Origin of the sequence: Palleronia abyssalis (genome assembly GCF_900302445.1) — a bacterium.
Taxonomy (GTDB): Bacteria; Pseudomonadota; Alphaproteobacteria; order Rhodobacterales; family Rhodobacteraceae; genus Palleronia; species Palleronia abyssalis.
In genome coordinates, this window is the sequence record NZ_ONZF01000003.1 from 301,404 (window position 1) to 323,095 (window position 21,692).

Consider the following 21,692-nt stretch of genomic DNA (forward strand, 5'->3'; position numbering starts at 1 on the left):
CGCCCGATGCCGGAGAACATATGGAATCCTTTCTTTTTCAAGCCTTGATCTATCTCGGGGCGGCGGTGATCGCCGTTCCCATCGCCGCGCGTCTGGGGCTGGGATCGGTCCTGGGATATCTTGCCGCGGGCATTCTGATCGGTCCGGTTTTCGGGCTGGTCGGAGAAACGCAGGACCTTCAACACTTTGCCGAGTTCGGCGTCGTAATGATGCTGTTCCTGATCGGCCTCGAGCTGGAGCCTCGGGCCCTTTGGGATATGCGCCACAGGCTTCTGGGCTTGGGTGGCGCACAGGTTCTGGTCACGATGGGCCTTGTCACCGCGGCAGCCTATGCATTGGGCCAGCCAGGCACCGACTCGATCGCCATCGGCATGATCCTTGCCCTGTCGTCGACCGCCATCGTCCTTCAGACCCTGAATGAGAAACGGCTGATGCAGACGGCGGGGGGGCGGTCTTCGTTCTCGGTGCTGTTGACGCAAGACATCGCGGTCATCCCGATGCTTGCACTTCTGCCCTTGCTGGGGTCGGGGCATGTGGATGACGGCGGCGGACATGGCGGTGGGGCCGAAGTCGCAGGCGATACCACCGCGGCAGCCCATGCGCAGACCATGACGCAGATGATCGAAAGCCTGCCCGGCTGGGGAATCACGCTGATGACCATAGGCGCCGTGGCCGCGATCATCATCGCCGGCGTCTTTGGCACGCGCCCGGTCTTCCGCTATATTCACCGGGCGCGCCTGCGCGAGCTTTACACCGCACTGGCGCTGCTGATCGTCATCTCGATTTCCTACGTCATGACGCTGGTGGGTCTCTCCCCCGCCCTGGGTGCGTTCCTAGCGGGTGTGGTCTTGGCGAACTCGGAATTCCGGCACGAGCTTGAATCGGATATCGAGCCGTTCAAGGGCCTTCTCCTCGGGCTCTTCTTCATCACGGTAGGGGCCGGGATCTCGTTCCCGCTGCTATTCGAGCAACCGTTCACCATCATGGGCCTGGCGCTGGGCCTGATGCTTCTGAAGGGCGCCGTCTTGTATGGGCTGGCCCATATCTTCAGTCTGGGGCGGCGCAACCGCTGGCTGTTCACCCTGGGTTTGGCGCAGGCGGGGGAGTTCGGGTTCGTGCTGACCTCGTTCTCGGTCCAGACCGGCGTGCTGGGTCGCGGCATCAGCGAGCTTCTGCTTCTGGTCATTGCCATGTCGATGCTGCTGACGCCCCTGTTCTTTATCCTGTGGGAGCAGATCAACGCCCGCCTGTCCGACGGCCGCGAGGAAAGCGCCCCCGCCGACGAGATCGACCATCAGGCACCGATCATCATCGCGGGTGTCGGGCGCTTCGGGCAGGTGGTGAACCGAATGCTGCAGCTTGCGGGGTTCGAGACGACGGTGCTGGACCATGACCTCGACACCATCCAGCTGATGCGCAAGTTCGGATTCAAGGGATTCTTCGGCGACCCCACCCGACCTGAGCTGCTGCATGCGGCCGGTCTGGATGAGGCGAAGGTCCTGGTCTGCACAATGGACGAGCCGAAGAACGTCACCGCCCTGGTGAAATACGCACGCAAGGCCCGGCCGGACCTGCATATCATCGCCCGCGCCTACGACCGGAACCACGTCTACGAGCTTTACCGCGCGGGCGCCGACGACATCGTGCGAGAGGTCTTCGATTCGTCCCTGCGGGCGGGACGGTACGTGTTGGAGAATATCGGCCTGTCCGAATTCGAGGCGGCAGAGCTGGAAAAGGCGTTCTTCAAGATCGACCGGTCCGCCTTGCGCGAACTGGCAAAGCTTTGGAAGCCCGGGGTGCCTATCTCGAAGAACGAGCCCTACATGGAGCGCGCGCGGGCGCTGAACGCCGACCTGGAATCCGCTTTGTCGGCCAAGTACGACGAACTGCGCGGCCAGCGCGAGATCGATTCCAACGATGAGGACACGGACGAGGGGTTGGGCGACAAGGATGACGAAGCGGCACAAGTCGCTTAACTTCGCCAGCCCCGCATGCAAAAAAGCCGCGCTTCCAGGGCGCGGCTTTTTCGATGTTCGGCAGATGCGGTGGCGATCAGGCGGCCGCGGCGTTCCGCGCTTCCAGAACCGAATCGATCTGGCGCTGTGCTGCCGCTTCGTCGTCACCGGACACGGCAGCGATTTCACGGGTCAGACGCTCTAGCGCGGCTTCATAAAGCTGACGCTCGGAATAGGATTGCTCGCGCTGGTCGTCGGTGCGGTGCAAGTCACGGACCACTTCGGCGATGGCGATCAAGTCTCCCGAATTGATCTTCTGTTCGTATTCCTGGGCCCGGCGGGACCACATGGCCTTTTTGACCTTGGCCTTACCCTTCAGGGTCGTCATCGCCTTCGTCACCACGTCGGGCGAGGACAGTTGCCGCATTCCGACCTCGGACGCCTTGTGCGTCGGAACACGCAAGGTCATCTTGTCCTTCTCGAACGAGATCACGAACAGCTCGAGTTCGAGCCCCGCAATCTCCTGTTTTTCGATAGACAGGATTTGACCCACACCATGGGCGGGATACACAACATAATCGTTCGGACGGAATTCCGGCTTTTTTGATTTGCTCATCGCAGACAAAGTTCCTTTTCAGGCCCCAGGGTTACAACCGCAAGAATGACGCCGGGAACACACACATTTTCCCGTCGCCAAGGGTGCGCCGCACCCGATCCTGCTAATGTCCATATACTATAGCACAAAAATGGGCCCCGTGCCAGTGCGGCACAAGGGGCCTGAAACAGTCGCTGCGGTCAGCGGGTCAGCCGCCTTCGCCCGGCGCTTCCGAGAACAGCTCCATCTTGCCGTCCTTGCCATCCATCTCCTCCGCGTTGGGGAGGGGGTCCTTTTTCGTGACGATGACCGGCCACATCTCTGAATACTTACGATTGAACTCGACCCATTTCTCGGCCTCGGGGTCGGTATCGGGGCGGATCGCATCGGCCGGGCACTCGGGCTCGCAGACTCCACAGTCGATGCATTCGTCGGGGTGGATCACCAGCATGTTCTCCCCCTCGTAGAAGCAGTCCACGGGGCAGACTTCGACGCAGTCGGTGTATTTGCAGGCGATGCAATTGTCGTTGACGATATAGGTCATGCGTGCGTTCCGTCGGATGAGAGGTCGGGGGCGGGATAGACCTTCGTCGCTCGGGGTTCAAGCGACAGGTCGGCGCGGCTCAGTCGTGGCCTTGCTCGAACCGGTCAATCTCGCGCCGGTCGCGTTTGCTGGGCCGGCCCCCCTTGTCGAATCGGGGGGCGTCGGGGGATTTCGGCGGCGGCGGGGGCGAGCGATCGTCATAAAGGGTCTGCGCCTCGTTCGCCGGTCCACGGCGGTCACCGGGCGAAAGGACTTCGACCACCCGGATCGCACGGCCCTGGCTGAAGGTCAGCACATCGCCCACCCGGACTGAGGCCGAGGGTTTGGAGACCCGCGTTCCGTTCACCAGGACCCCGCCATCGGTGACCATCTTGGCCGCCAGGCTGCGGGTCTTGAAGAACCGCGCGAAGAACAGCCACTTGTCCAGGCGAATCGAGGGCGCGCCCTGCAAGTCAGCCCTTGTCCTTGAGACCCATCAAGGCCTCGGCAAAGGGGTTCGACGGATCGATCGCCTTCTCCTTGCGGGGTGGGCGCGATTCAGCCGTCTGAGGCTTCTTGCGATCCCCCTGCCCCTTGCCCCGGGGCTTGCCCTTCGGCTTGGAATTGCGATCCGCCCGTTCCCCGCGCGGCTTGCCGCCGCTGCGCCGCTCGGCCCGGCCACCCCAGGTGAAGGTATAGAACGTCTCGACCTCCGGCGCGGCTTCGGGCTTCGCTACCTCGCCCTGGGGAATAGCATCGGCCATCTCGGCATCAGTGACCGCCGCGACCTCGTCGCCGGCTTCGGATGCAGGTGCTTCGGACGTGGCGTCATCAGCAGGCGCGGGCGCCGGATCCGCGTCGGTTACCGCCGCGACCTCGGACTCTTCGGCGGGGGCGGGCGTGGCCTCGGGTTCGGCCGGGGCCTGCGGCATCTCCGACGGCGGCTCGGACACGTCCGATCCGGCTTCGGCAGGCGATTCGGACGTCGCTTCGGCGGGAGGCGTTTCCTTCGGGCCTGGCACTTTCTCGCGCTCGGCTTTTTCGGCCTTGTAGCCTAGGCCTTCCATGAGATTGGCGAACTGCTCCAGCGTCATGCCGGTAATCGACAGCATGTCAGGCGTCGCCTCGAACCCGGCGCGGCCGTCCTTGGCCCGCAGCAGATCAGCCAGCCGTTCCAGCATGTCGATGCGGATCGCCCGATCGCCCGCAGCGCGGTACCCGGCCATGGTGTAGGTGCCTTCGGGCACGTCCCTGACCACAGGTATGGTCACAAGACCCGGTGGCGGGCTTTCGGGAAACTCGTCGAAGCCCTGCGACAGCGACCACAGAACAAGCCGCAGCCGCGTGGGCGCGGGTTTCAGAAGCGCGGGCAGGAAGACGGTGAACTGGCCGAACCGCACCCCGTGCTTGCGCAACAGACCGCGGGCCTGCTGGTCCAGCCCTTTGACATCCGATGCGACATCGGCGCGCGGCACCACGCCCATGGCCTCGACCAGGCGGTAGGCGAAGCCTTTGGCCAACCCTTCAAGGGTCTCGTCTCGCTGCATGGCGACCAGCGGCTCGAACAGGGCGGCGATCTTGCGGTCGATGAAATGCTGCAGGCGGCGCTCGACCTTCTGCATGACCTCGGCCCCGGCCTCGTCGTCGACGAATCCCACGGCGCGCGGTTTCAGCGGATCGTCGCCCTTCGCCAGGCGGCCCACGGCTTCAGTGCCCCACATGAGACCGCCCTGTTCGGTAAAGTCGATCTCGGTATCGGGGGCGTTGTAGAACCGGTCTGCACGCAGGTGAAACTGGGGGGCCAGTGCCGCCGCGCTGGCCTGCCTCAGAGTCTTCGCCTCGTCGGGGCTGCCGGACTTGTCCTGACGGAACCGGAACCCTTCGATCCGGCCGACATACTGGCCCTCGACACTCACTTCGCCCTTGTCGTTCACTTCGGCCACCATGGCCTCCTTCTGCTTGAGCCGCCGCATCAGCACGCTGGTGCGCCGGTCCACAAATCTTTGCGTCAGTGCATCGTGAAGCGCATCCGACAACCTATCTTCTACCGCGCGGGTCGCCCCGCGCCAATGGTGCGCGTCGTCGACCCAGTCTTTTCGTTGCGCGACGTAGGTCCACGTGCGGATATACGCCAAACGTTTCGACAACGTATCAATGTCGCCATCGGTTCGATCGATTCGCTTCACCTGCCGCGAAAGCCAGTCGTCGGGCACCCGCCCCCACTCGCCCAGGAAGCCGTAGATCCGCTCCAGCATGCCGGCATGTTCGCCCGCACTGATCCCACGGAAATCGGGAATCCGGCAAACATCCCACAAAAGGCGCACGCCATGCGCGTCGCGGATCGTGCGCGCGACCTCCGGGATGGCCGAAAGGGTCTTCAGCGCGGCCAGATCGTCGGCCTCACGCGCGCGCTGCAATCTTTCGTGATCCGGCCGCTCTTCCAGCGAAGCGATCAGCGCGTTGGTCGACCCGAAATTCAGCCGAGCATTGCGCCATTGCAGTACCTTGAGCGGGGCGAACCGGTGGTCGCAGATCGCCTCGGCCACGCCGTCATCCAGCGGGGCCGCCTCTCCCGTCACGCCGAAGGTGCCGTCATTGGTATAGCGCCCCGCACGACCGGCGATCTGCGCCAGCTCGTTCGGTTGCAGCTCGCGCATTCGCCGACCGTCGAACTTCCGGGTCGAAGAGAACGCGACATGGTCGATGTCCAGGTTCAACCCCATTCCGATGGCATCTGTCGCCACCAGGAAATCGACATCGCCGTTCTGGTACATCTCGACCTGGGCGTTGCGGGTGCGCGGGCTGAGCGCGCCCATCACCACGGCCGCCCCGCCCTTCTGTCGGCGCAGAAGCTCGGCAATGGCATAGACGTTTTCCACAGAGAACCCGACGATGGCCGAACGCGGCTTCATCCGGCTGATCTTGCGGCTGCCTGTATAGATCAAGGTCGAGAACCGCTCGCGTTTGATGAACTGCGCCTCGGGGACCAGGGCCGCGATGGCGCCGCGCATGGTTTCGGCGCCCAGGAAAAGCGTCTCGTGGGTGCCGCGCGCGCGCAGAAGGCGGTCGGTGAAGACATGGCCCCGTTCGGGGTCTGCGCAAAGCTGGACCTCGTCGATGGCCAGGAAATCGGTGCCCATCGCCTCGGGCATCGCCTCGACCGTGCAGACCCAGTATTGCGTGCGTTCGGGAACGATCCGTTCCTCGCCCGTGACCAGCGCCACGACCGAAGGTCCGCGCAGCGCCACCAGCTTGTCGTAAATCTCGCGCGCAAGAAGACGCAGCGGAAGGCCAATGATGCCGGTGCGATAGCCCAGCATCCGTTCCAGCGCGTAATGCGTCTTTCCGGTATTGGTGGGGCCAAGGACCGCCGTGATCCGTCCCATCGGTGCCTCTTCTCTGCCCACCCCCTAAGTGAGGGCAGACGACCCGAGACTCAACCCCGCCCCCGGGAAGAACCGCCGCCGGGACGCCCGGCGGCGGGTGTCGTCACTGCCCCTCGTGGGGAAGCAGGCCCTTGACCCGCTTCACGTTCGTCACCCTGAGGAATCCATGGCCCAGCCCCTCGGACGAGGAGAGCTCCGCCATGGTGCCCCAGATCGCGTCGTCGCGTTGCGCCTTCGACACGGACATCGTGGAGGGGGCTTTCGCGATCCCGAACCCCAGCCCCGATGCCGGCACTTCGTCGGCCCGCGCCTGTCCCAGCGCAAGCACGACCAGCGCGGTCAAACCCGCGACTTTCGACATTTTCATGGTTTCATGCCTCGATCTGCCTCTGCCTGCATCTTGGTGCGCAGGTCATGAAGGAATCACATCACGGCAAGATCGCCGTGTGAATCGGTCATTTTCGTGACTTTTGCGAACGTGTCTTTCGAGTCACAACCGATCCGCGAATTTCACAGCCGGCTGCCATCCACCTCACGCTCGAGCAGGGGAATCGCGGCAGCGGCTTGCGGGCTGGCCGGATACAGCCGCTCGACCTCGCGCCAGGCCGCAAGCGCGGTCTGCGCCTCGCCAAGGTCAGACAGGATCACCGCAAGCCCGGTGAGCGCGCCAATATGGCGCGGGTTCAGGTCCAGGACCCGCCCGATATCGGCCAGCGCCGGGCCGAACTGCTGGGACTGGAAATAGGCCGTCGCCCGCGCATTATAGCCTTCGGCGAAGTCCGGCGCGTGATCGACCAGCGCCGAGAAATGGCCGATCGCGACCTGCGTCTGCCCCATCGCGAGCGCCTCGCGCCCCCGTTCCAGCAGCATGTCCATCGCGGGCGAGCCCGAACGGGACCATTCCGACGCGATCTTCCCCACGATCTGTTCGGCATCCGATCCTTCGGCCTGTTTCAGCGCGGCGAACAGATCGTCGAGTCGCGTATCGCTCCCTTGCGCCCACCCCAGACCGGTGGAAAGCAGAAGTGTCGCAACGACGTATTTGAGATTGTGGGTCATGCGGGCCATATCTCGACCTATCCTAACTCACAGGCGGCCGATGTCATTCCCTTCGTCCGTCATATCAACGGAGCGTGAAGATGAGCCAGATGATCGATGAAGCCGTGAAAGAGCTGAACCAGAAGACCGGTGGCAGCTTCGACGGGTCGGCCAAGTTCGTGGTCGAGGACGAGGGGACCATCATGCTCGACGGCGAAGGCGCGCGCGCCGCCGATGAAGAGGCCGAAGTCACCATGACCGCCTCCGCCGACACCTTCCGCGAGATTTTCGAGGGCGAGCTTGACCCGACCGCCGCGTTCATGTCCGGCCGCCTGACCATCGACGGCGACATGGGCCAGGCCATGAAGCTCGCCCAGGCGCTTTGATGACAGGGCCCGCCCCGTTCCACGGCGATGTCGCCGGCGGCCCCGAGCGGGTCGAGGCCGCGTGGCTTCGCACGCGGGACGGGCTTCGCTTGCGCGCGGCGACTTGGCCGGTCGATGGGGCGCGGGGCACGGTCCTGCTGCTGCCCGGCCGCACCGAATACGTTGAAAAATACGCGGGCCTCGCCGGTGACTTGGCCGAATGGGGGCTTTCCACGGTCTCGATCGACTGGCGTGGACAGGGTCTGTCGGACCGTCTGCTGGCCGATCCGCTGTCGGGGCACGTCAATTCGTTCTCGGATTACCAGGCCGACCTTGCGGCGCTGGTGGACCACGCCACCGCGGCGGGCATGCCCAAACCTTGGTATCTGGTCGCCCACTCGATGGGAGGCGCCATCGGCTTGCGCGCCCTGATCGACGGGCTAACCGTGGAACGCGCCGTGTTCTCTTCGCCGATGTGGGGCATTTCGCTGTCCGCGGCCCTGCGTCCCGCGGCGTGGACACTGTCCTACGCGGCCCGCAGCTTCGGCTTCCACGACCGTTATGCGCCTGGCACATCGAAAGGCGCATACCAGAACGCCGCCGCGTTCGAGGGGAACCTTCTGACCCATGACCAGGATCAGTACGCCCGCATGGCCCTCCAGACCGAGCGGCACCCTGAACTGGGTCTGGCCGGTCCGTCCCTGGGCTGGCTGAACGAAGCACTGGTCGAGTGTCGGCGCCTGTCACGTCTGTCCTCGCCCGCGACGCCGTGCCTGACCTTCGTGGGCACCGAAGAGCTGATCGTCGACACCCAGCGCATCACCGAGCGCATGGCGACATGGCGCAACGGAGAACTTCTGTCAGTCGACGGAGGACGCCACGAGTGTCTGATGGAAACGCCCAAGCGGCGCGCCCTGGTCCTCGACGCGATGCGCCGCCACCTTTCGGCACCCGCGCCCGTCGGGTCCTAGATCTCGATCTCGGCGAAGGCATCGCGCAACGCCTGCGACCACGCCACGCTCATCGCCTGAAACGTCTCGTCTTCGGCGCTGATCCGGCGGCGTTCGCCAATATCCTGCGTGTCGGTCTTGATGATGCACATATCAAGCGGCATTCCCACGCTGAGGTTCGACCTCAACGTCGAATCCATGGACAGCAGAACGGCTTTCTTCGCGTCCTCGATGGTCGTCTCGGGCGTGACCACTCTGTCGAGGATCGGCTTGCCGTACTTGTGCTCGCCGATCTGCAGATAGGGCGTATCCTCGGTCGCCTCGATGAAGTTCCCCTCGGGATAGATCAGGAACATGCGCGCCGCGCCGCCCCGTCTCTGGCCGGCCACGATCATCGACGCGCGCGCCGACTGTGCCTTGGCGCCCATGCGGTCTGCCACCTGCGCCGAGACCTCGGACAACGTCTCGCCCACGATCTCGGCTACCTCAAGCATGGTGCCCGCATTCATGATCGACCGCTTGTCCGGATCGGAATTGGCATCGTCCATGCGCGCCAGCGTGGTTTGCGTGACCGACAGCGATCCGGCCGTCAGGATCACGATCGCCCGTTCTCCAGGATCGACGAAGGTAAACATCTTTCGGTAGGTGGAGATATTGTCGACACCCGCATTGGTGCGCGTATCGGACAACAGGACCAGCCCCGCATCGAGGAGGAGGCCGACGCAGTAAGTCATTTTGGTGCCTTCAAAGGTTACTATGGGTAGGTAATGCCCCGTGGATCGTCTCGCAACGTTCAAATCACCAGATGTTTCCTAACAAATTGTGAGGAACCAGGCCCCGGGAGTGCTCATTGTTTAGGCGTAACAAGTCACAAAAGGAGTCTCGATATGAAGACTATTGCAACCAGCGCCATCGCCCTGATCCTTGCCAGCGGCACGGCCTTTGCCGAGAGCCACACGTCCAACGACGAGGCCGACATGAATTCCGACACCTCCATGTCATCGGGCGACAGCTATTCCAGCGATGACCTGATGGGCATGCAGGGCGACCTGATCCGCTCGCGCGACATCACTGGTGGTAACGTCTACACGACGAACGCAGCCAATGACGAAGGTTGGGACAGCGAAAACAGCTATACCTCCGTCGGCACCGATTGGAACCAGATCGGTGAGATCGAGGACCTGATCCTGACCCAAGACGGCCAGATCCGGGGCATCGTGGCCGAGGTCGGCGGCTTCCTCGACGTGGCCGACAAGCACGTCGTCATCTCGGTCGACGATCTGAACCTCGTCGCCGTCGACGATGCCACCTACGCCTACGTCACGCGCTACAGCGAAGAAGAGCTGGAAAGCCGCGAAGGCGTCGACGAAGGCTTCTGGAACTGATCCAGTCCGATTGAAGCTATGAAAGGGGTCCCTCGGGGCCCCTTTTTCATGCGCAGTCGAACTACATTCACCTCGAATCCGGCGTAAAGAACCGCACAGCGTTCAAGTCCTGCCCCGGTCTGGCCACGAAGTCGGACGAAGACCGGGTTCGAAGAGGACAGAACGGAAGGCGAACAGACCGGTGCGTACAGACCACTCGCGCGCAATGCCCCTGCGCGGCGCAATCCTCAGGCAAACTCTGTTAGCCGTCCCCTGCCTTGCCATCGCGTGGCTTTGCCTGTCGAACCTCGATCTCGACGCAGCGGCGGCGATCGCGGATCTGGGCGATTTCGGCACCTGGCGGTGGGGCGTGGCCGCGGCGTTCGCCGCGCTCGGGTTCTGGGCCATTGGCCGCTACGACCGCGTCCTTCACCGTCATATGGGCACCGCGACGCCGCCCGCCTTAGCCACCCGCGCGGGAATTGCCGCCATCGCAGTCTCGCAGACGACCGGATTCGGCCTTGTTGTCGGAGCGTTCATCCGCCGTCACCTGATCCCGTCCCTGGGGCTCTGGACGGCCGCACGCCTGTCTTTCTACGTCTCGATCAGTTTTCTCGCCGCGTGGGCTGTCCTTGCAGCAGCTGCAACCCTGGTCCTGTCGCCAGATTTGCCTGGTTTGCGCCCCCTCTCTGTGCTGATCCTGGCGCTGGCCGCCGCTGCGATCCCGGTCATCGCTTGGCGACCGGGTCGCATGGGGCGGTCCATGCCCAGTCTCAGGACGGCCGCGGCCATCCTTCCGTTGGCCGCGGCCGACCTTCTTGCCGCGGGAATGGTCCTGATCTGCTTCTTGCCCGACGCCCCCGGCACCCAGGTCCTCGCCGCTTTCGTGGTGGCCTATGGGGTCGGCCTGGTCTCGGGCGTGCCAGGCGGGGTCGGCCCGTTCGAGGCGACGCTGATCGCCCTTTTGCCCGGCGTCGATCCCGCAACCCTGCTCTCGGCCATAGTGGCCTACCGGGTGGTCTATTTCGCGGGACCGGCAATCCTCGGACTTTTGGTCCTGCTGCAGGGCCCCCGGGCGGCCGAAGCAATTGCCACGGATACGCCTCTATCGCCAACGGACTGGCGGCTGAACGACCCAGTCCAGGCCGAGGCCGGATTGGCGCGCCAGGGTCACATGGGCCTTCTGTGCACTCCCGAATCCGCGCGGCAGGTCGTGACGCGCACCGGCCACGGCCTTGTGCATCTGGCCTTCCTCGATCGCGTTCTGCCGGGAACCGTGCCTGATCTGCTGGCCGGATTCGCGACCGCGGCGAAGGAATCAGGGCGGATCGCCTGCCTCTACCGGATCGACGCGCGACTCGCCGCAGCCGTGCGGAAGACCGGCTGGACGGTGGCCCGCACGGGGGCCGAAGCCATCCTCGACCCCACCGGGTGGACGATCGACGGTCCGGCTCGGGCGCAATTGCGGCGCAAGCTGAAGAAAGCGCTCAAGGCCGGCGTGGTCCTGCGCGAGGTCGCCGACCTCGGCCCCACCCTGCCCGAGCTTGAGCGGATCGACCGGCACTGGGTCGCAGCCAATTCAGGGGCACGGGGGGTCACGATGGGACGGTTCGACGCCGAATACGTTGCTGCCCAACGCCTGTTCACGGCCGAGATCGACGGCCAGGTTCGCGCGTTCGTCAGCTTCCACACGTCGGCGCGGGAATGGGTTCTGGACCTCGTGCGGCATGACGGCGCGCCGGACGGGACGATGCACGCTCTCGTCGCGCACGCGATCGCTGCCGCCGGGTCGGAAGGATGCCACCGGCTCAGCCTCGCATCCGTTCCCACGGCCCCGCGCGTCTTGCCCGCCCGCCTGCGATGCATAGCCGAAAGAAAGATGGGCACCGCCGGTCTGCGGCAGTTCAAGACCGCCTTCGCCCCGGCGTGGGAAGGGCGTTATATCGCCGCCCCCAGTGCCCTGCAACTGGCCATTGTCTGGACGGACCTTGCGCGGGAAATCGCCCGTCCCGCCAAGCAAGACGAGGCGCCGACCCGAGCCGCCCCGGCCGGGGCAGTGCCCACCGGGATCACTGTTGCTGCTGTTGCTCGTCCAGCACCCTGACATCCACGGACATGTCCTCGAGGCCCCCGCCCAGGGACCGCCCGCGAATGGGCGCGGCGGCATGGGCGTCGAGGCCCGATCCCAGACGGATATACTTCTCGTCCGGGCAGCATCCGTTCGCCGCGTCGAATCCGACCCAGCCCAGCCCCTCGACCCAGATTTCGGCCCAGGCATGGCTGGCCTGATGGGTCGTTCCGTCCGACGTGGCATGAAGATAGCCAACGACATACCGCCCAGGCATCCCGACGGCGCGGGCCACCGCGATGACCGCGTGGGTCTGGTCCTGGCAGACGCCCTTGCCCATCTCCAGCGCCTGGGTAGCCGTGGTATCGGCTTCGGTCGATCCGGGGGTATAGACGATGGCGCTGGCCACCGCCCGCGACAGAGCATGCGCCCGGGACAGTTCGTCGTCGATCCCCGAGACGGCATCCTGCGCCAGCTCGCGCAAGTCCTGGTTCAGCCGCGTCATGTTCGACGGCCGCAAATAGGCTTGCGGCGGCACCTTCTCGCGCAGGCCGCGCACGACCCCGGTCAGGTCGCGGGTCTCGACCTCGCCCGCGATCACGATCGCCAGTTGCGACACGTCCCGGGCCGAGACGGTCTCGATCCAGTCGCCCGCGCCGTCGCGGAAGGCCGCGCCGCGCTCGACCGCGGTTCCCTCGATCCCGACATTCCAGGCATGGACGTCCTGCCCATCGAACTCGGACGGCCACAGCCTGAGCGACTGAACCAGACTGCGGATCGGCGCGTCGTAGGTGTATTCCGTGCGGTGCGTCACATGAAGCTTCATCGCGCTTCTCCGTTCAGGTAGCTCGTCGTGATTTCGTGGCCCAACGCGCCCACCTCATTGAGGACCCGCTGCAGGAACGCATGCAGCCCTTCTTCGAAGATGTCCTCGACCGTGACTTCGGACAGCATCGCATTGACCGTCCGCGCCCGCGACGTGGCCGACGTCGTTCGGCCATATCCCCGCGACAGGCGTTCCAAATGCTCCATCACGCCGTCCGAGGAAGCGATCAATGACCGCGGCGACTGCCGGTTCAGCACCAGGAAATCCACGATCTTGCGCGCGGTCACCTCGCCGCCATAGACCCACGCGAAGGCCCGTTGCGCGTTCATGGCATGCAGCACCGTGCGCCACTGATAGTTGTCCAGCCCGGACCCCACCATCGAGACGTTGGGCAGCAGTACGTAATATTTCACATCCACGATCCGCGCGGTGGAATCCGCCCGCTCGAGATAGTGGCCGATATTCATGAAGTCATAGCCGTCGTTGCGCAGCTGCGTGGCCAGGATCGCGCCCCGGACATGGGCCATGTGGCGCAGCGCGAAATCCTTCATGAACGAGGTCGAAAGGGTCGAACGTTCCTGCCGCGCCAACTCGGTCATCTCGGCATGGGCGTCGTTGATCGCCTCCCACACTTGGGTGGTCAGCGCGGTGCGCACGATCCGGGCGTTCTCGCGCGCCGAATGGATGCAGGCCGCGACCGAGGACGCGTTGTCGCGGTCGAAGAACATGTGAGTCTCGACATTGCGCTGCACGGCATCGCGGCCGAACTTGGTGCGGTACGCGTCGCGCGTGCCCGCCGCCTGCAACACCGAATCCCACTCGTTGCGGTTGCCCCCGCCCGTATCGGGCAGCAGCGCGTTGCGCGCGGCGACCTCCAGCAGGCGGGCGTTTGTCTCGGCGCGCTCCATGTAGCGCGCCATCCAGTACAGGTTATCTGCGGTCCGGCTCAGCATGTCATCAACCCTCCGCCATGACCCAGGTGTCCTTCACGCCGCCGCCCTGCGACGAGTTCACCACCAGCGACCCTTCCGTCAGCGCAACCCGCGTCAGTCCCCCGGGCACCAGCGTGATGTCCTTGCCGACAAGGCAATAGGGCCTCAAATCCACGTGCCGCGGCGCGAACCCTTCCTCGACGAAGGTCGGACATGTCGACAGCGCCAGCGTGGGCTGAGCGATGTAGTTCTCGGGGTTATCCTCGATCTTGGTGCGGAACAGCGCGATCTCGTCCTTGGTGGATTTCGGACCCACCAACATCCCGTAGCCGCCCGATCCGTGGACCTCCTTGACGACCAGCTCGTGCAGGTTCTCCAGCACGTATTTGCACTCGTCGGACTTGGCGCATTGCCATGTGGGCACGTTCTTCAGGATCGGCTCTTCGCCCAGGTAGAAGCGGATCATGTCGGGCACGAAAGTATAGATCGCCTTGTCGTCCGCGACCCCCGCCCCGGGGGCCGAACAGATCGTCACCCCGCCCGAGCGGTAGACGTTCATCAACCCCGACACGCCCAGCATAGAGTCCGACCGGAAGCACAGCGGGTCGAGGAACGCGTCGTCCAGCCGGCGATAGATCACGTCGACGCGCTTTGGCCCTTCGGTCGTGCGCATCCAGACGAAATCGCCTTCCACGAACAGGTCCGAGCCTTCGACAAGCTCGACCCCCATCATGTCGGCCAGGAACGAATGCTCGTAATAGGCCGAGTTGAAGTGACCTGGCGTCAGCACCACCACGCACGGATCTCCGTCGCATTTCTTCGGCGCCACGGAATCGAACGTCCGCTTGAGCTGCATGGGATAGGTCTCGACCGGGGCGATCCGGTTGTTCTGGAACAACGTGGGGAACATCCGCATCATGATCTCGCGGTTCTCCAGCATGTAGCTGACCCCCGAGGGCGTGCGGCAGTTGTCCTCCAGCACGAAGAAATCCTCAGGGCCGGTGCGCACAAGGTCGATGCCCACGATATGGCTGAAGATGCCCTGCGGCGGCGTAAACCCGGTCGCCGCGATCTCGTACGCGTCGTTCTGATAGACAAGGTGCGCCGGGATCCGCCCCGCGCGCACGATCTCGCCGCGGTCGTAGACATCCGCGAGGAACGCGTTCAGTGCCCGCGCCCGTTGCTTGATCCCCCGGTCCAGCCGGTCCCACTCCCGCGCCGAGAACACGCGCGGGAACATGTCGAACGGGATCAGCCGGTCGGGGCTGCCCCCCTCGCCATAGACCGCGAAGGTGATCCCGATGCGCCGGAAAAGCGCCTCGGCCTCGGATTGTTTCATGCCCCGAAGATCGACCGGCATGTCGTTGGCCCAGTCTTCGATCCCCGCATAGGGCTCGCGCACCCGGCCGTCCTGATACATTTCGTTGAAATAGTCTGGCATATTGTTGCGGCCTGTCCCTGTTTGTTGCCTCTGAGCTTAGAGGTTGGCTGGCCGAGATCAACAAATCGCCCGCCGCGCGTTCACTTCGCATTAAGGGTCGGACAGCAGAATGCAAAGCAGCCTGTTGCCCATGCGTTATTTTCGAGCTTCCGAATGATCCGTCAGATACTCTACCTCAGCGACCCTTGCCCTGACGCCGGCACGCCGGGCGAGGTGCTGGACGGGATTCTGGCCGTATCACGGCGGAACAACCCGGCGCTGGGCATTACCGGGGCACTGACGATGACGTCGGGGACCTATGTGCAGGTTCTCGAAGGTGACCCCGAAGTCCTCGATCACGTAGTGGCAGAGATCCGCGACGATCACCGGCATACCGGCCTCGATATCGTATCCGACCGCATGGTCGAATTGCGCGCGTTCAGCCGGTTCGCCATGGCTTTCGCCGATCCGCAGGAAGCTGCGCGCGACGGGGTCGCCGATCTGGTCCGGCAGCTTCACGATGGCGCGGGCCCCGGTCCGGCAACCGCGCTCATCCGCGCGATGGCCCATCGCGCGGTCGAAGACGCGACCGCGTCACACTGACGACTTCAGGCGGCATCGACCGTCCGCACGGCCGCCCTACTCTCCGGTTCATGGCCGATCCCGTCCTGACCTTCACCGACCGCGGCATCTATTGTCCCGCCGCCGATGTCTTCATCGACCCGTGGCGGCCGGTGGACCGCGCACTGATCACCCACGGCCATGCCGACCACGCGCGGCCCGGCATGGCGCGCTACCTCGCCACCGACGCGGCGGCCCCCGTCATGCGCCACCGGCTGGGCGACGTTGCAATCGAAACGACCCGCTACGGCGAACAGCGTCGCATCGGTGACGCTTTGATCAGCTTCCACCCCGCCGGTCACGTGCCCGGAAGCGCCCAGATCCGGGTCGAGGTCGGGGGCGAGGTCTGGGTCGCCTCGGGCGACTACAAGGTCGAGGATGACGGCCTGTCCGAGCCGTTCGAGCCTGTGCGCTGCCACGCCTTCATCACCGAATGCACCTTTGGCCTGCCGGTCTTCCGGTGGGACAGCCAGCCCACCGTCGCGGGCCAGATCGACGACTGGTGGCGCCGGAACGCGGCCGACGGGCGTGCGACGATCCTCGGGGCATACGCGCTGGGCAAGGCGCAGCGTCTTCTATCGGCGATCGATGCCTCCATCGGGCCGATCCTGACCCATGGCGCGGTCGAGAACACGAACGAGGTACTGCGCGCCCAGGGCATCGCCCTGCCCGACACCATCCGCGTCACCCCGGACCTCGACCCGAAGGACCATCCCGGCGCGCTGATCCTCGCCACGCCCTCTGCCCTCGGCACTCCATGGGCGCGCCGCTTCGGCCCCGCCTCGACCGGGTTCGCCTCGGGATGGATGGCGCTGCGGGGGGTGCGCCGCCGTCGCGCCGCCGATCGCGGCTTCGTCCTGTCCGACCACGCCGACTGGGAGGGGCTGAACACCGCGATCCGCGAGACCGGCGCGACCCGGATCTTCGCCACCCACGGATACACTTCGATCTTCCGGCGTTGGCTGGACAGCCAGGGCTACGACGCCGCCGTGGTGGAAACCGAGTACGAGGGCGAGAGCGTCGAGACCCAGGACGAGGCATGACCGCCCTGCCCGGCACATGTCCGGCGGTTGCCCGGCGCCTGTCCGACCGCCGCGGGGCGCAGGCCCGACGTTTGCCCGACCGATGTCCGACGGATGCCCGACGCGTGCCCGACGGGATTCCGGGGGGCGGGCGATGAAGCGGTTCACCGACTTGTTCACGCGGCTCGATCAGACGACGAAGACGAACGCCAAGGTCGACGCGCTGGCCGCCTATTTCCAGGACGCGCCCGAAACCGACCGCCTGTGGACCATCGCGCTTCTGTCCGGACGCCGCCCCAAACGCGCGATTACTACGACATATCTGCGCGAATGGGCCGCCGAACGGGCGTCTATCCCATTATGGTTGTTCGAAGAATCCTACCCCATCGTCGGCGATCTGGCCGAGACCATCGCCCTTATCCTGCCCGATGCGACCCGCGAGAGCGACAACACGCTGACGCATTGGATCGACATGGTCCGTACCCTGCCCACCCTCGACGAGGCGCAGCGCAAGGCCGCCATCCTCAGCGCGTGGGACCAGCTTCGCGCCAAGGAGCGGTTCGTTTTCAACAAGTTGCTGACCGGCGGCTTCCGCATGGGCGTGAGTCAGAAACTGATGACCCGCGCCCTTTCACGCGCCACCCATATCCCCGAGCCCGACCTCGCCCACCGCCTCATGGGTGACTGGCGTCCCGAGACGACTAGCTTCGACGCCCTCATCCGCGCCCCGGACCCCGAGACGGACCTCTCCAAGCCGTATCCATTTTATCTGGCCTATCAACTTGATGGAGGACCTTCTTCACTCGACACATCAAGCAACGACTGGGCGGCCGAACGCAAGTGGGATGGCATCCGCGGCCAGCTTGTCCTGCGTGGCGGCCAGCATTTCCTGTGGTCCCGCGGCGAAGAACTGATGACCGACCGGTTCCCCGAGCTTGCCCGCCTGATCGACTACCTTCCCCCCGGCACCGTTCTGGACGGAGAGGTTCTGGCCTGGGCCGAAGACAGCCCCATGTCCTTCAATTTGCTGCAGAAAAGGATCGGCCGCAAGACCGTCCCGAAGAAACTCCTGACCGAAGCGCCCGTCATCCTTTATGCCTACGACCTGCTGGAATGGCAGGGCGAGGATATCCGCCCCCACCCCTTCCGCGACCGCCGCGCCCGCCTTGACGATCTGGTGGCGCAAGTCCCGTCCGACGCCCCCCTCCGCGCGTCGCCCTTGCTGACGTTCGACAGTTGGGATGAACTGGCCGCGATCCGCGAGAAATCCCGCAAATACAACGCCGAAGGCATCATGCTCAAACGCTGGGACGCCCCTTACCGGGACGGTCGTAAGAAGGGCGACTGGTGGAAATGGAAGGTCGATCCCCTGACCATCGACGCCGTGATGATCTATGCGCAACAAGGCCATGGCCGCCGGGCGAACCTCTTCACCGATTTCACGTTCGCTGTCTGGGACGACGACAATTTGGTCCCCTTCACGAAGGCTTATTCGGGCCTGACCGACGCCGAGTTTCGCAAGATCACCGCATGGGTGCGCAAGAACACCCTCGAACGCTATGGCCCGGTTCGGCAGGTCAAACCGGAACATGTGTTCGAGATCGCGTTTGAGGGAATACAGGAAAGCCCCCGCCACAAGTCCGGCGTCGCCCTGCGTTTCCCCCGCATGGCCCGCTGGCGCCACGACAAACCGTTGGCCGAGGCGAATACGTTGAATGATCTCAAGGAGATGCTGGCCGCCTATGGTTGACGATGACAGAGACCTCCCCGACGCCACCCCGGACCGCGACTACGACACCGTTTCGGAACTGCCCTGCGGCATGTTCCCCGCGGACCGGCCCAAGGTGCCCTCGACCCTTCCGCCGCAGGGCGCTTGCGACACGCATCTGCACCTTGTCGGCGGCAAGAACGACTTCCCGCTCTGGGCCGAGCGAAAGGAGGATCCCGCCCCCGGCCGCGGTTTCGAGGACTGGCTGGACCTGCTGCGCACGCACATGAGCACGCTGGAACTGTCGCGCGGGGTGATCGTCCATTCCACGCTTTACGGCGACGACAACTCGGTCACGATCGAAGCACTGAAACGGCTGGGGCAAGGCTACGTCGGCGTCGGCCTTGTCCGGGACGACGCGAACGAAGACGTATTGGACCGGCTGGCCGAGGCCCGCGTGCGCGGCATCCGCCTGAACGAGGTCTTCGATGGCCCGCTCAGCTGGGAGGGGGCCAAGCACCTTGCCCACGGGCTGGCGGAGCGCGGCATGCATCTGGAACTGTTGCAACCGGCCGACCGTATCGCGGAGCTTTCCGAACAGATCAGCGAGTTGCCCTGCGACGTTGTGATCGGCCACCTGGGCTGGCCCGATATCGCGGCTGGCGCGGATGCTCCGGGCTTTCAGGCGGTGCGGAGGCTGGTGGCTGAGGGCAAGGCCTATGCCAAGCTGACAGGCCTCTACCGCCTGGCCGACGCGCCTTATGACGCCGCGGCGCCCTTCGTCGACGCGCTGGCGGCCACGCCGGAACGCTGCCTGTGGGGGTCGGACTGGCCCCACCTGATGCTGAACGGGGCATCGGTGCCCGACGCGGGCGTGCTTCTCGACCGGTTCTTCGACCACGTCACCGATGCCGAGCGGCGCCAGGCGATCCTCGTGGACGCGCCGGCCGACCTTTACGGCTTCTGACGGACGGGTTGGCGCGGCGCCGCTCAGCCCATATGTCCAATTCGACATTTCCGAGGAGCGACCATGCCGAGCCAGCCCGTTTTCGACGCCAACGCCACCGCCCAGGGCAGGAACCTGGGCAACCTTCCCGTCTGGGACCTAAGCGACCTTTATACCGCGCCGGACGCGCCCGAGATCGAGCGCGACCTGTCTTGGTTGCAGACGGAATGCGCCGCCTTCGCGTCCGAGTACGAGGGCAAGCTGGCCGATCTCGACGCCGAGGCCATGCTGAAGCTGATCGACCGCTACGAGGCCATCGACCGGGTGGGCGGCCGCATCATGTCCTATGCCGGCTTGCGCTATTACCAGCAGACGACCGACCCCGAACGTGCGGCCTTCCTGTCCGACTGCCAGGACCGGCTGACGACCTATACCGCGCCGCTCGTGTTCTTCTCGCTTGAGGTGAACCGGATCGAGGACGCGAAGCTGGACGCACTGTTCGAGGATGCCGCGCTGGCCCGCTACAAGCCCGTTTTCGACCGGCTGCGCAAGATGCGACCCTATCAGCTCTCCGACGAGCTGGAGAAGTTCCTTCACGACCAGTCGGTGGTGGGTGCCACGGCCTGGAACAAGCTGTTCGACGAAACGATCTCGGGCCTTGAATTCACCGTAAACGACGAGGTTATGGGAATCGAGGCGACGCTGAACCTGCTGACCGAGCAGGACCGCGCCACCCGCGAAGCCGCCGCACGCGAGCTGGGCCGCGTCTTCTCGGCCAACGTCAAGACCTTCGCCCGCGTGCATAATACACTCGCCAAGGAAAAGGAGGTCGAGGATCGCTGGCGCAACATGCCCACGCCGCAGACTGGCCGCCACCTTTCGAACGATGTCGAGCCCGAGGTGGTCGAGGCCCTGCGCGATGCGGTGGTCGAGGCCTATCCACGTTTGTCGCACCGTTATTACGAGTTAAAGCGCAAGTGGCTGGGCCTCGACCGGATGCATGTGTGGGACCGCAACGCGCCGCTGCCCATGGAAGACGAGCGCCGGATCGATTGGGACCAGGCCCGCGGAATGGTGATGGACGCCTATTCCGACTTCTCGCCCAAGCTGGCCGACCTTGCGCAGCCCTTCTTCGACAAAGGCTGGATCGACGCAGGCGTCACCCCCGGCAAGGCCCCCGGCGCGTTCGCGCACCCCACCGTCACCGATGCGCACCCCTACGTGATGCTGAACTACCTAGGTAAACCACGGGATGTCATGACCCTTGCGCATGAGCTTGGTCACGGCGTCCACCAGCGGCTCGCCGCGGATCAGGGAGAGCTTCTGGCCAACACCCCCCTGACCCTGGCCGAGACCGCCAGCGTCTTTGGCGAGATGCTGACCTTCCGCAAGCTTCTGGCGGGCGCCAAGGACCAGCAGCAGCGCAAGGTTCTTCTGGCCGGCAAGGTCGAGGACATGATCAACACGGTCGTCCGCCAGATCGCGTTCTACGATTTCGAGTGCAAGCTTCACGCCGCCCGCAACGAAGGGGAGCTGACGCCGGACGAGATCAATGCCCTCTGGATGTCGGTGCAGGCCGAAAGCCTGGGCGATGCGTTCGACTTCATGGACGACTACCAAGTGTTCTGGGCTTACATCCCCCATTTCGTCCATTCTCCCTTCTACGTCTATGCGTATGCGTTCGGGGATGGATTGGTAAACGCCCTCTACGCGGCCTATGAGGAAGGCACCCCGGACTTTCAGGAAAAATACTTCGACATGTTGAAGGCCGGCGGGTCCAAGCACCACTCGGAGCTTCTGCAGCCTTTCGGCCTCGACGCCAGCGATCCCGCATTCTGGCACAAAGGCCTGTCCATGATCGAAGGCATGATCGACGAATTGGAAGCCATGGAGGGCTAATCCCGAGCGCGCCGGGCAATTGTTCGGCGCGCGCCACGTCAGTTCCCTAGTTTGTCCACAATCTGAGTCAAAGC

20 protein-coding genes are annotated in these 21,692 nt (G+C 64.8%); 10 read left to right on the forward strand and 10 right to left on the reverse strand.

What is annotated here, in order from left to right; genetic code table 11:
• The first annotated feature begins 20 nt into the window (after positions 1 to 20).
• Positions 21 to 1,976 (forward strand): monovalent cation:proton antiporter-2 (CPA2) family protein, encoded by a 1,956-nt coding sequence (locus PAA8504_RS08755; protein ID WP_108893802.1) that lies wholly within the window; start codon positions 21 to 23, stop codon positions 1,974 to 1,976.
• A gap of 76 nt (positions 1,977 to 2,052) precedes the next feature.
• Here the strand turns inward: PAA8504_RS08755 and PAA8504_RS08760 are convergent, their stop codons facing one another.
• The 6 genes from PAA8504_RS08760 to PAA8504_RS08785 form a co-directional block, all read right to left on the reverse strand.
• Positions 2,053 to 2,571: a CarD family transcriptional regulator gene (locus PAA8504_RS08760; RefSeq protein WP_108893803.1), complete on the reverse strand. Its 519-nt coding sequence runs from the start codon at positions 2,569 to 2,571 to the stop codon at positions 2,053 to 2,055.
• 187 nt (positions 2,572 to 2,758) lie between these two features.
• Positions 2,759 to 3,094 carry a ferredoxin FdxA gene (gene fdxA, locus PAA8504_RS08765; RefSeq protein WP_108893804.1) on the reverse strand — a complete coding sequence of 112 codons (336 nt, stop codon included), beginning with the start codon at positions 3,092 to 3,094 and terminating at the stop codon, positions 2,759 to 2,761.
• Between the two features lie 79 nt (positions 3,095 to 3,173).
• Positions 3,174 to 3,545 (reverse strand): Hsp15 family ribosome-associated heat shock protein, encoded by a 372-nt coding sequence (locus tag PAA8504_RS08770; RefSeq protein ID WP_108893805.1) that lies wholly within the window; start codon positions 3,543 to 3,545, stop codon positions 3,174 to 3,176.
• 1 nt (position 3,546) lies between these two features.
• A complete protein-coding gene (locus PAA8504_RS08775; RefSeq protein WP_108893806.1) occupies positions 3,547 to 6,459 on the reverse strand; it encodes a helicase-related protein in 2,913 nt (970 codons plus the stop codon).
• A 103-nt stretch (positions 6,460 to 6,562) separates the two neighbouring features.
• The gene (locus tag PAA8504_RS08780; protein ID WP_108893807.1) at positions 6,563 to 6,826 is read right to left on the reverse strand and encodes a hypothetical protein; all 264 of its coding nucleotides are present in this window, start codon (positions 6,824 to 6,826) and stop codon (positions 6,563 to 6,565) included.
• Between the two features lie 143 nt (positions 6,827 to 6,969).
• Positions 6,970 to 7,527 (reverse strand): tetratricopeptide repeat protein, encoded by a 558-nt coding sequence (locus tag PAA8504_RS08785; RefSeq protein ID WP_108893808.1) that lies wholly within the window; start codon positions 7,525 to 7,527, stop codon positions 6,970 to 6,972.
• Between the two features lie 71 nt (positions 7,528 to 7,598).
• Between PAA8504_RS08785 and PAA8504_RS08790 the strand changes: the two genes are divergently transcribed.
• Both PAA8504_RS08790 and PAA8504_RS08795 read left to right on the forward strand, forming a co-directional pair.
• On the forward strand, positions 7,599 to 7,883 hold the full coding sequence (locus PAA8504_RS08790) for an SCP2 sterol-binding domain-containing protein (RefSeq protein ID WP_108893809.1): 285 nt from the start codon (positions 7,599 to 7,601) through the stop codon (positions 7,881 to 7,883).
• The gene (locus PAA8504_RS08795; RefSeq protein ID WP_108893810.1) at positions 7,883 to 8,833 is read left to right on the forward strand and encodes an alpha/beta fold hydrolase; all 951 of its coding nucleotides are present in this window, start codon (positions 7,883 to 7,885) and stop codon (positions 8,831 to 8,833) included. Before PAA8504_RS08790 ends, PAA8504_RS08795 begins: the two co-directional genes overlap by 1 nt.
• Here the strand turns inward: PAA8504_RS08795 and PAA8504_RS08800 are convergent.
• The gene (locus PAA8504_RS08800) at positions 8,830 to 9,546 is read right to left on the reverse strand and encodes a proteasome-type protease (RefSeq protein WP_108893811.1); all 717 of its coding nucleotides are present in this window, start codon (positions 9,544 to 9,546) and stop codon (positions 8,830 to 8,832) included. The genes PAA8504_RS08795 and PAA8504_RS08800 overlap by 4 nt on opposite strands.
• Positions 9,547 to 9,699: 153 nt before the next feature.
• On the opposite strand from PAA8504_RS08800, the gene PAA8504_RS08805 reads away from it, so the two are divergent.
• Positions 9,700 to 10,197, forward strand: coding sequence for a PRC-barrel domain-containing protein (locus tag PAA8504_RS08805; protein ID WP_108893812.1), 498 nt, complete (start codon positions 9,700 to 9,702; stop codon positions 10,195 to 10,197).
• Positions 10,198 to 10,378: 181 nt separating this feature from the next.
• Positions 10,379 to 12,280 (forward strand): phosphatidylglycerol lysyltransferase domain-containing protein, encoded by a 1,902-nt coding sequence (locus PAA8504_RS08810; protein WP_146190470.1) that lies wholly within the window; start codon positions 10,379 to 10,381, stop codon positions 12,278 to 12,280.
• On the opposite strand, the gene PAA8504_RS08815 is transcribed toward PAA8504_RS08810, so the two are convergent.
• Genes PAA8504_RS08815 through PAA8504_RS08825 form a run of 3 tightly spaced genes read right to left on the reverse strand, consistent with a single transcriptional unit; the run spans position 12,246 to position 15,443 of the window.
• Complete coding sequence (locus PAA8504_RS08815; protein WP_108893814.1) at positions 12,246 to 13,070, reverse strand: transglutaminase family protein; 825 nt, start codon at positions 13,068 to 13,070, stop codon at positions 12,246 to 12,248. The genes PAA8504_RS08810 and PAA8504_RS08815 overlap by 35 nt on opposite strands.
• Positions 13,067 to 14,023, reverse strand: a complete 957-nt coding sequence (locus PAA8504_RS08820) for an alpha-E domain-containing protein (RefSeq protein WP_108893815.1) — start codon at positions 14,021 to 14,023, stop codon at positions 13,067 to 13,069. Before PAA8504_RS08820 ends, PAA8504_RS08815 begins: the two co-directional genes overlap by 4 nt.
• Before the next feature lie 4 nt (positions 14,024 to 14,027).
• A complete protein-coding gene (locus tag PAA8504_RS08825) occupies positions 14,028 to 15,443 on the reverse strand; it encodes a circularly permuted type 2 ATP-grasp protein (protein WP_108893816.1) in 1,416 nt (471 codons plus the stop codon).
• 153 nt (positions 15,444 to 15,596) lie between these two features.
• Between PAA8504_RS08825 and PAA8504_RS08830 the strand changes: the two genes are divergently transcribed.
• The 5 genes from PAA8504_RS08830 (at position 15,597) to PAA8504_RS08850 (ending at position 21,618) form a co-directional block, all read left to right on the forward strand.
• Positions 15,597 to 16,025: a BLUF domain-containing protein gene (locus PAA8504_RS08830; RefSeq protein ID WP_108893817.1), complete on the forward strand. Its 429-nt coding sequence runs from the start codon at positions 15,597 to 15,599 to the stop codon at positions 16,023 to 16,025.
• A 50-nt stretch (positions 16,026 to 16,075) separates the two neighbouring features.
• The gene (locus tag PAA8504_RS08835; protein WP_108893818.1) at positions 16,076 to 17,086 is read left to right on the forward strand and encodes a ligase-associated DNA damage response exonuclease; all 1,011 of its coding nucleotides are present in this window, start codon (positions 16,076 to 16,078) and stop codon (positions 17,084 to 17,086) included.
• Positions 17,087 to 17,219: 133 nt separating this feature from the next.
• Complete coding sequence (locus PAA8504_RS08840) at positions 17,220 to 18,815, forward strand: ATP-dependent DNA ligase (RefSeq protein WP_108893819.1); 1,596 nt, start codon at positions 17,220 to 17,222, stop codon at positions 18,813 to 18,815.
• Entirely contained in the window at positions 18,808 to 19,740 is a 933-nt protein-coding gene (locus PAA8504_RS08845) for an amidohydrolase family protein (protein ID WP_181375742.1), read from the forward strand. Before PAA8504_RS08840 ends, PAA8504_RS08845 begins: the two co-directional genes overlap by 8 nt.
• Before the next feature lie 63 nt (positions 19,741 to 19,803).
• Complete coding sequence (locus tag PAA8504_RS08850) at positions 19,804 to 21,618, forward strand: M3 family oligoendopeptidase (protein WP_108893821.1); 1,815 nt, start codon at positions 19,804 to 19,806, stop codon at positions 21,616 to 21,618.
• Positions 21,619 to 21,692 lie beyond the last annotated feature (74 nt).

Coding starts and splice junctions, on each gene's coding strand:
- PAA8504_RS08755 (WP_108893802.1), top strand. CDS start 21: ATGGAATCCTTTCTTTTTCAAGCCTTGATCTATCTCGGGGCGGCGGTG.
- PAA8504_RS08760 (WP_108893803.1), bottom strand. CDS start 2,571: ATGAGCAAATCAAAAAAGCCGGAATTCCGTCCGAACGATTATGTTGTG.
- fdxA (WP_108893804.1), bottom strand. CDS start 3,094: ATGACCTATATCGTCAACGACAATTGCATCGCCTGCAAATACACCGAC.
- PAA8504_RS08775 (WP_108893806.1), bottom strand. CDS start 6,459: ATGGGACGGATCACGGCGGTCCTTGGCCCCACCAATACCGGAAAGACG.
- PAA8504_RS08780 (WP_108893807.1), bottom strand. CDS start 6,826: ATGAAAATGTCGAAAGTCGCGGGTTTGACCGCGCTGGTCGTGCTTGCG.
- PAA8504_RS08785 (WP_108893808.1), bottom strand. CDS start 7,527: ATGGCCCGCATGACCCACAATCTCAAATACGTCGTTGCGACACTTCTG.
- PAA8504_RS08790 (WP_108893809.1), top strand. CDS start 7,599: ATGAGCCAGATGATCGATGAAGCCGTGAAAGAGCTGAACCAGAAGACC.
- PAA8504_RS08795 (WP_108893810.1), top strand. CDS start 7,883: ATGACAGGGCCCGCCCCGTTCCACGGCGATGTCGCCGGCGGCCCCGAG.
- PAA8504_RS08800 (WP_108893811.1), bottom strand. CDS start 9,546: ATGACTTACTGCGTCGGCCTCCTCCTCGATGCGGGGCTGGTCCTGTTG.
- PAA8504_RS08805 (WP_108893812.1), top strand. CDS start 9,700: ATGAAGACTATTGCAACCAGCGCCATCGCCCTGATCCTTGCCAGCGGC.
- PAA8504_RS08815 (WP_108893814.1), bottom strand. CDS start 13,070: ATGAAGCTTCATGTGACGCACCGCACGGAATACACCTACGACGCGCCG.
- PAA8504_RS08820 (WP_108893815.1), bottom strand. CDS start 14,023: ATGCTGAGCCGGACCGCAGATAACCTGTACTGGATGGCGCGCTACATG.
- PAA8504_RS08825 (WP_108893816.1), bottom strand. CDS start 15,443: ATGCCAGACTATTTCAACGAAATGTATCAGGACGGCCGGGTGCGCGAG.
- PAA8504_RS08830 (WP_108893817.1), top strand. CDS start 15,597: ATGATCCGTCAGATACTCTACCTCAGCGACCCTTGCCCTGACGCCGGC.
- PAA8504_RS08835 (WP_108893818.1), top strand. CDS start 16,076: ATGGCCGATCCCGTCCTGACCTTCACCGACCGCGGCATCTATTGTCCC.
- PAA8504_RS08840 (WP_108893819.1), top strand. CDS start 17,220: ATGAAGCGGTTCACCGACTTGTTCACGCGGCTCGATCAGACGACGAAG.
- PAA8504_RS08845 (WP_181375742.1), top strand. CDS start 18,808: ATGGTTGACGATGACAGAGACCTCCCCGACGCCACCCCGGACCGCGAC.
- PAA8504_RS08850 (WP_108893821.1), top strand. CDS start 19,804: ATGCCGAGCCAGCCCGTTTTCGACGCCAACGCCACCGCCCAGGGCAGG.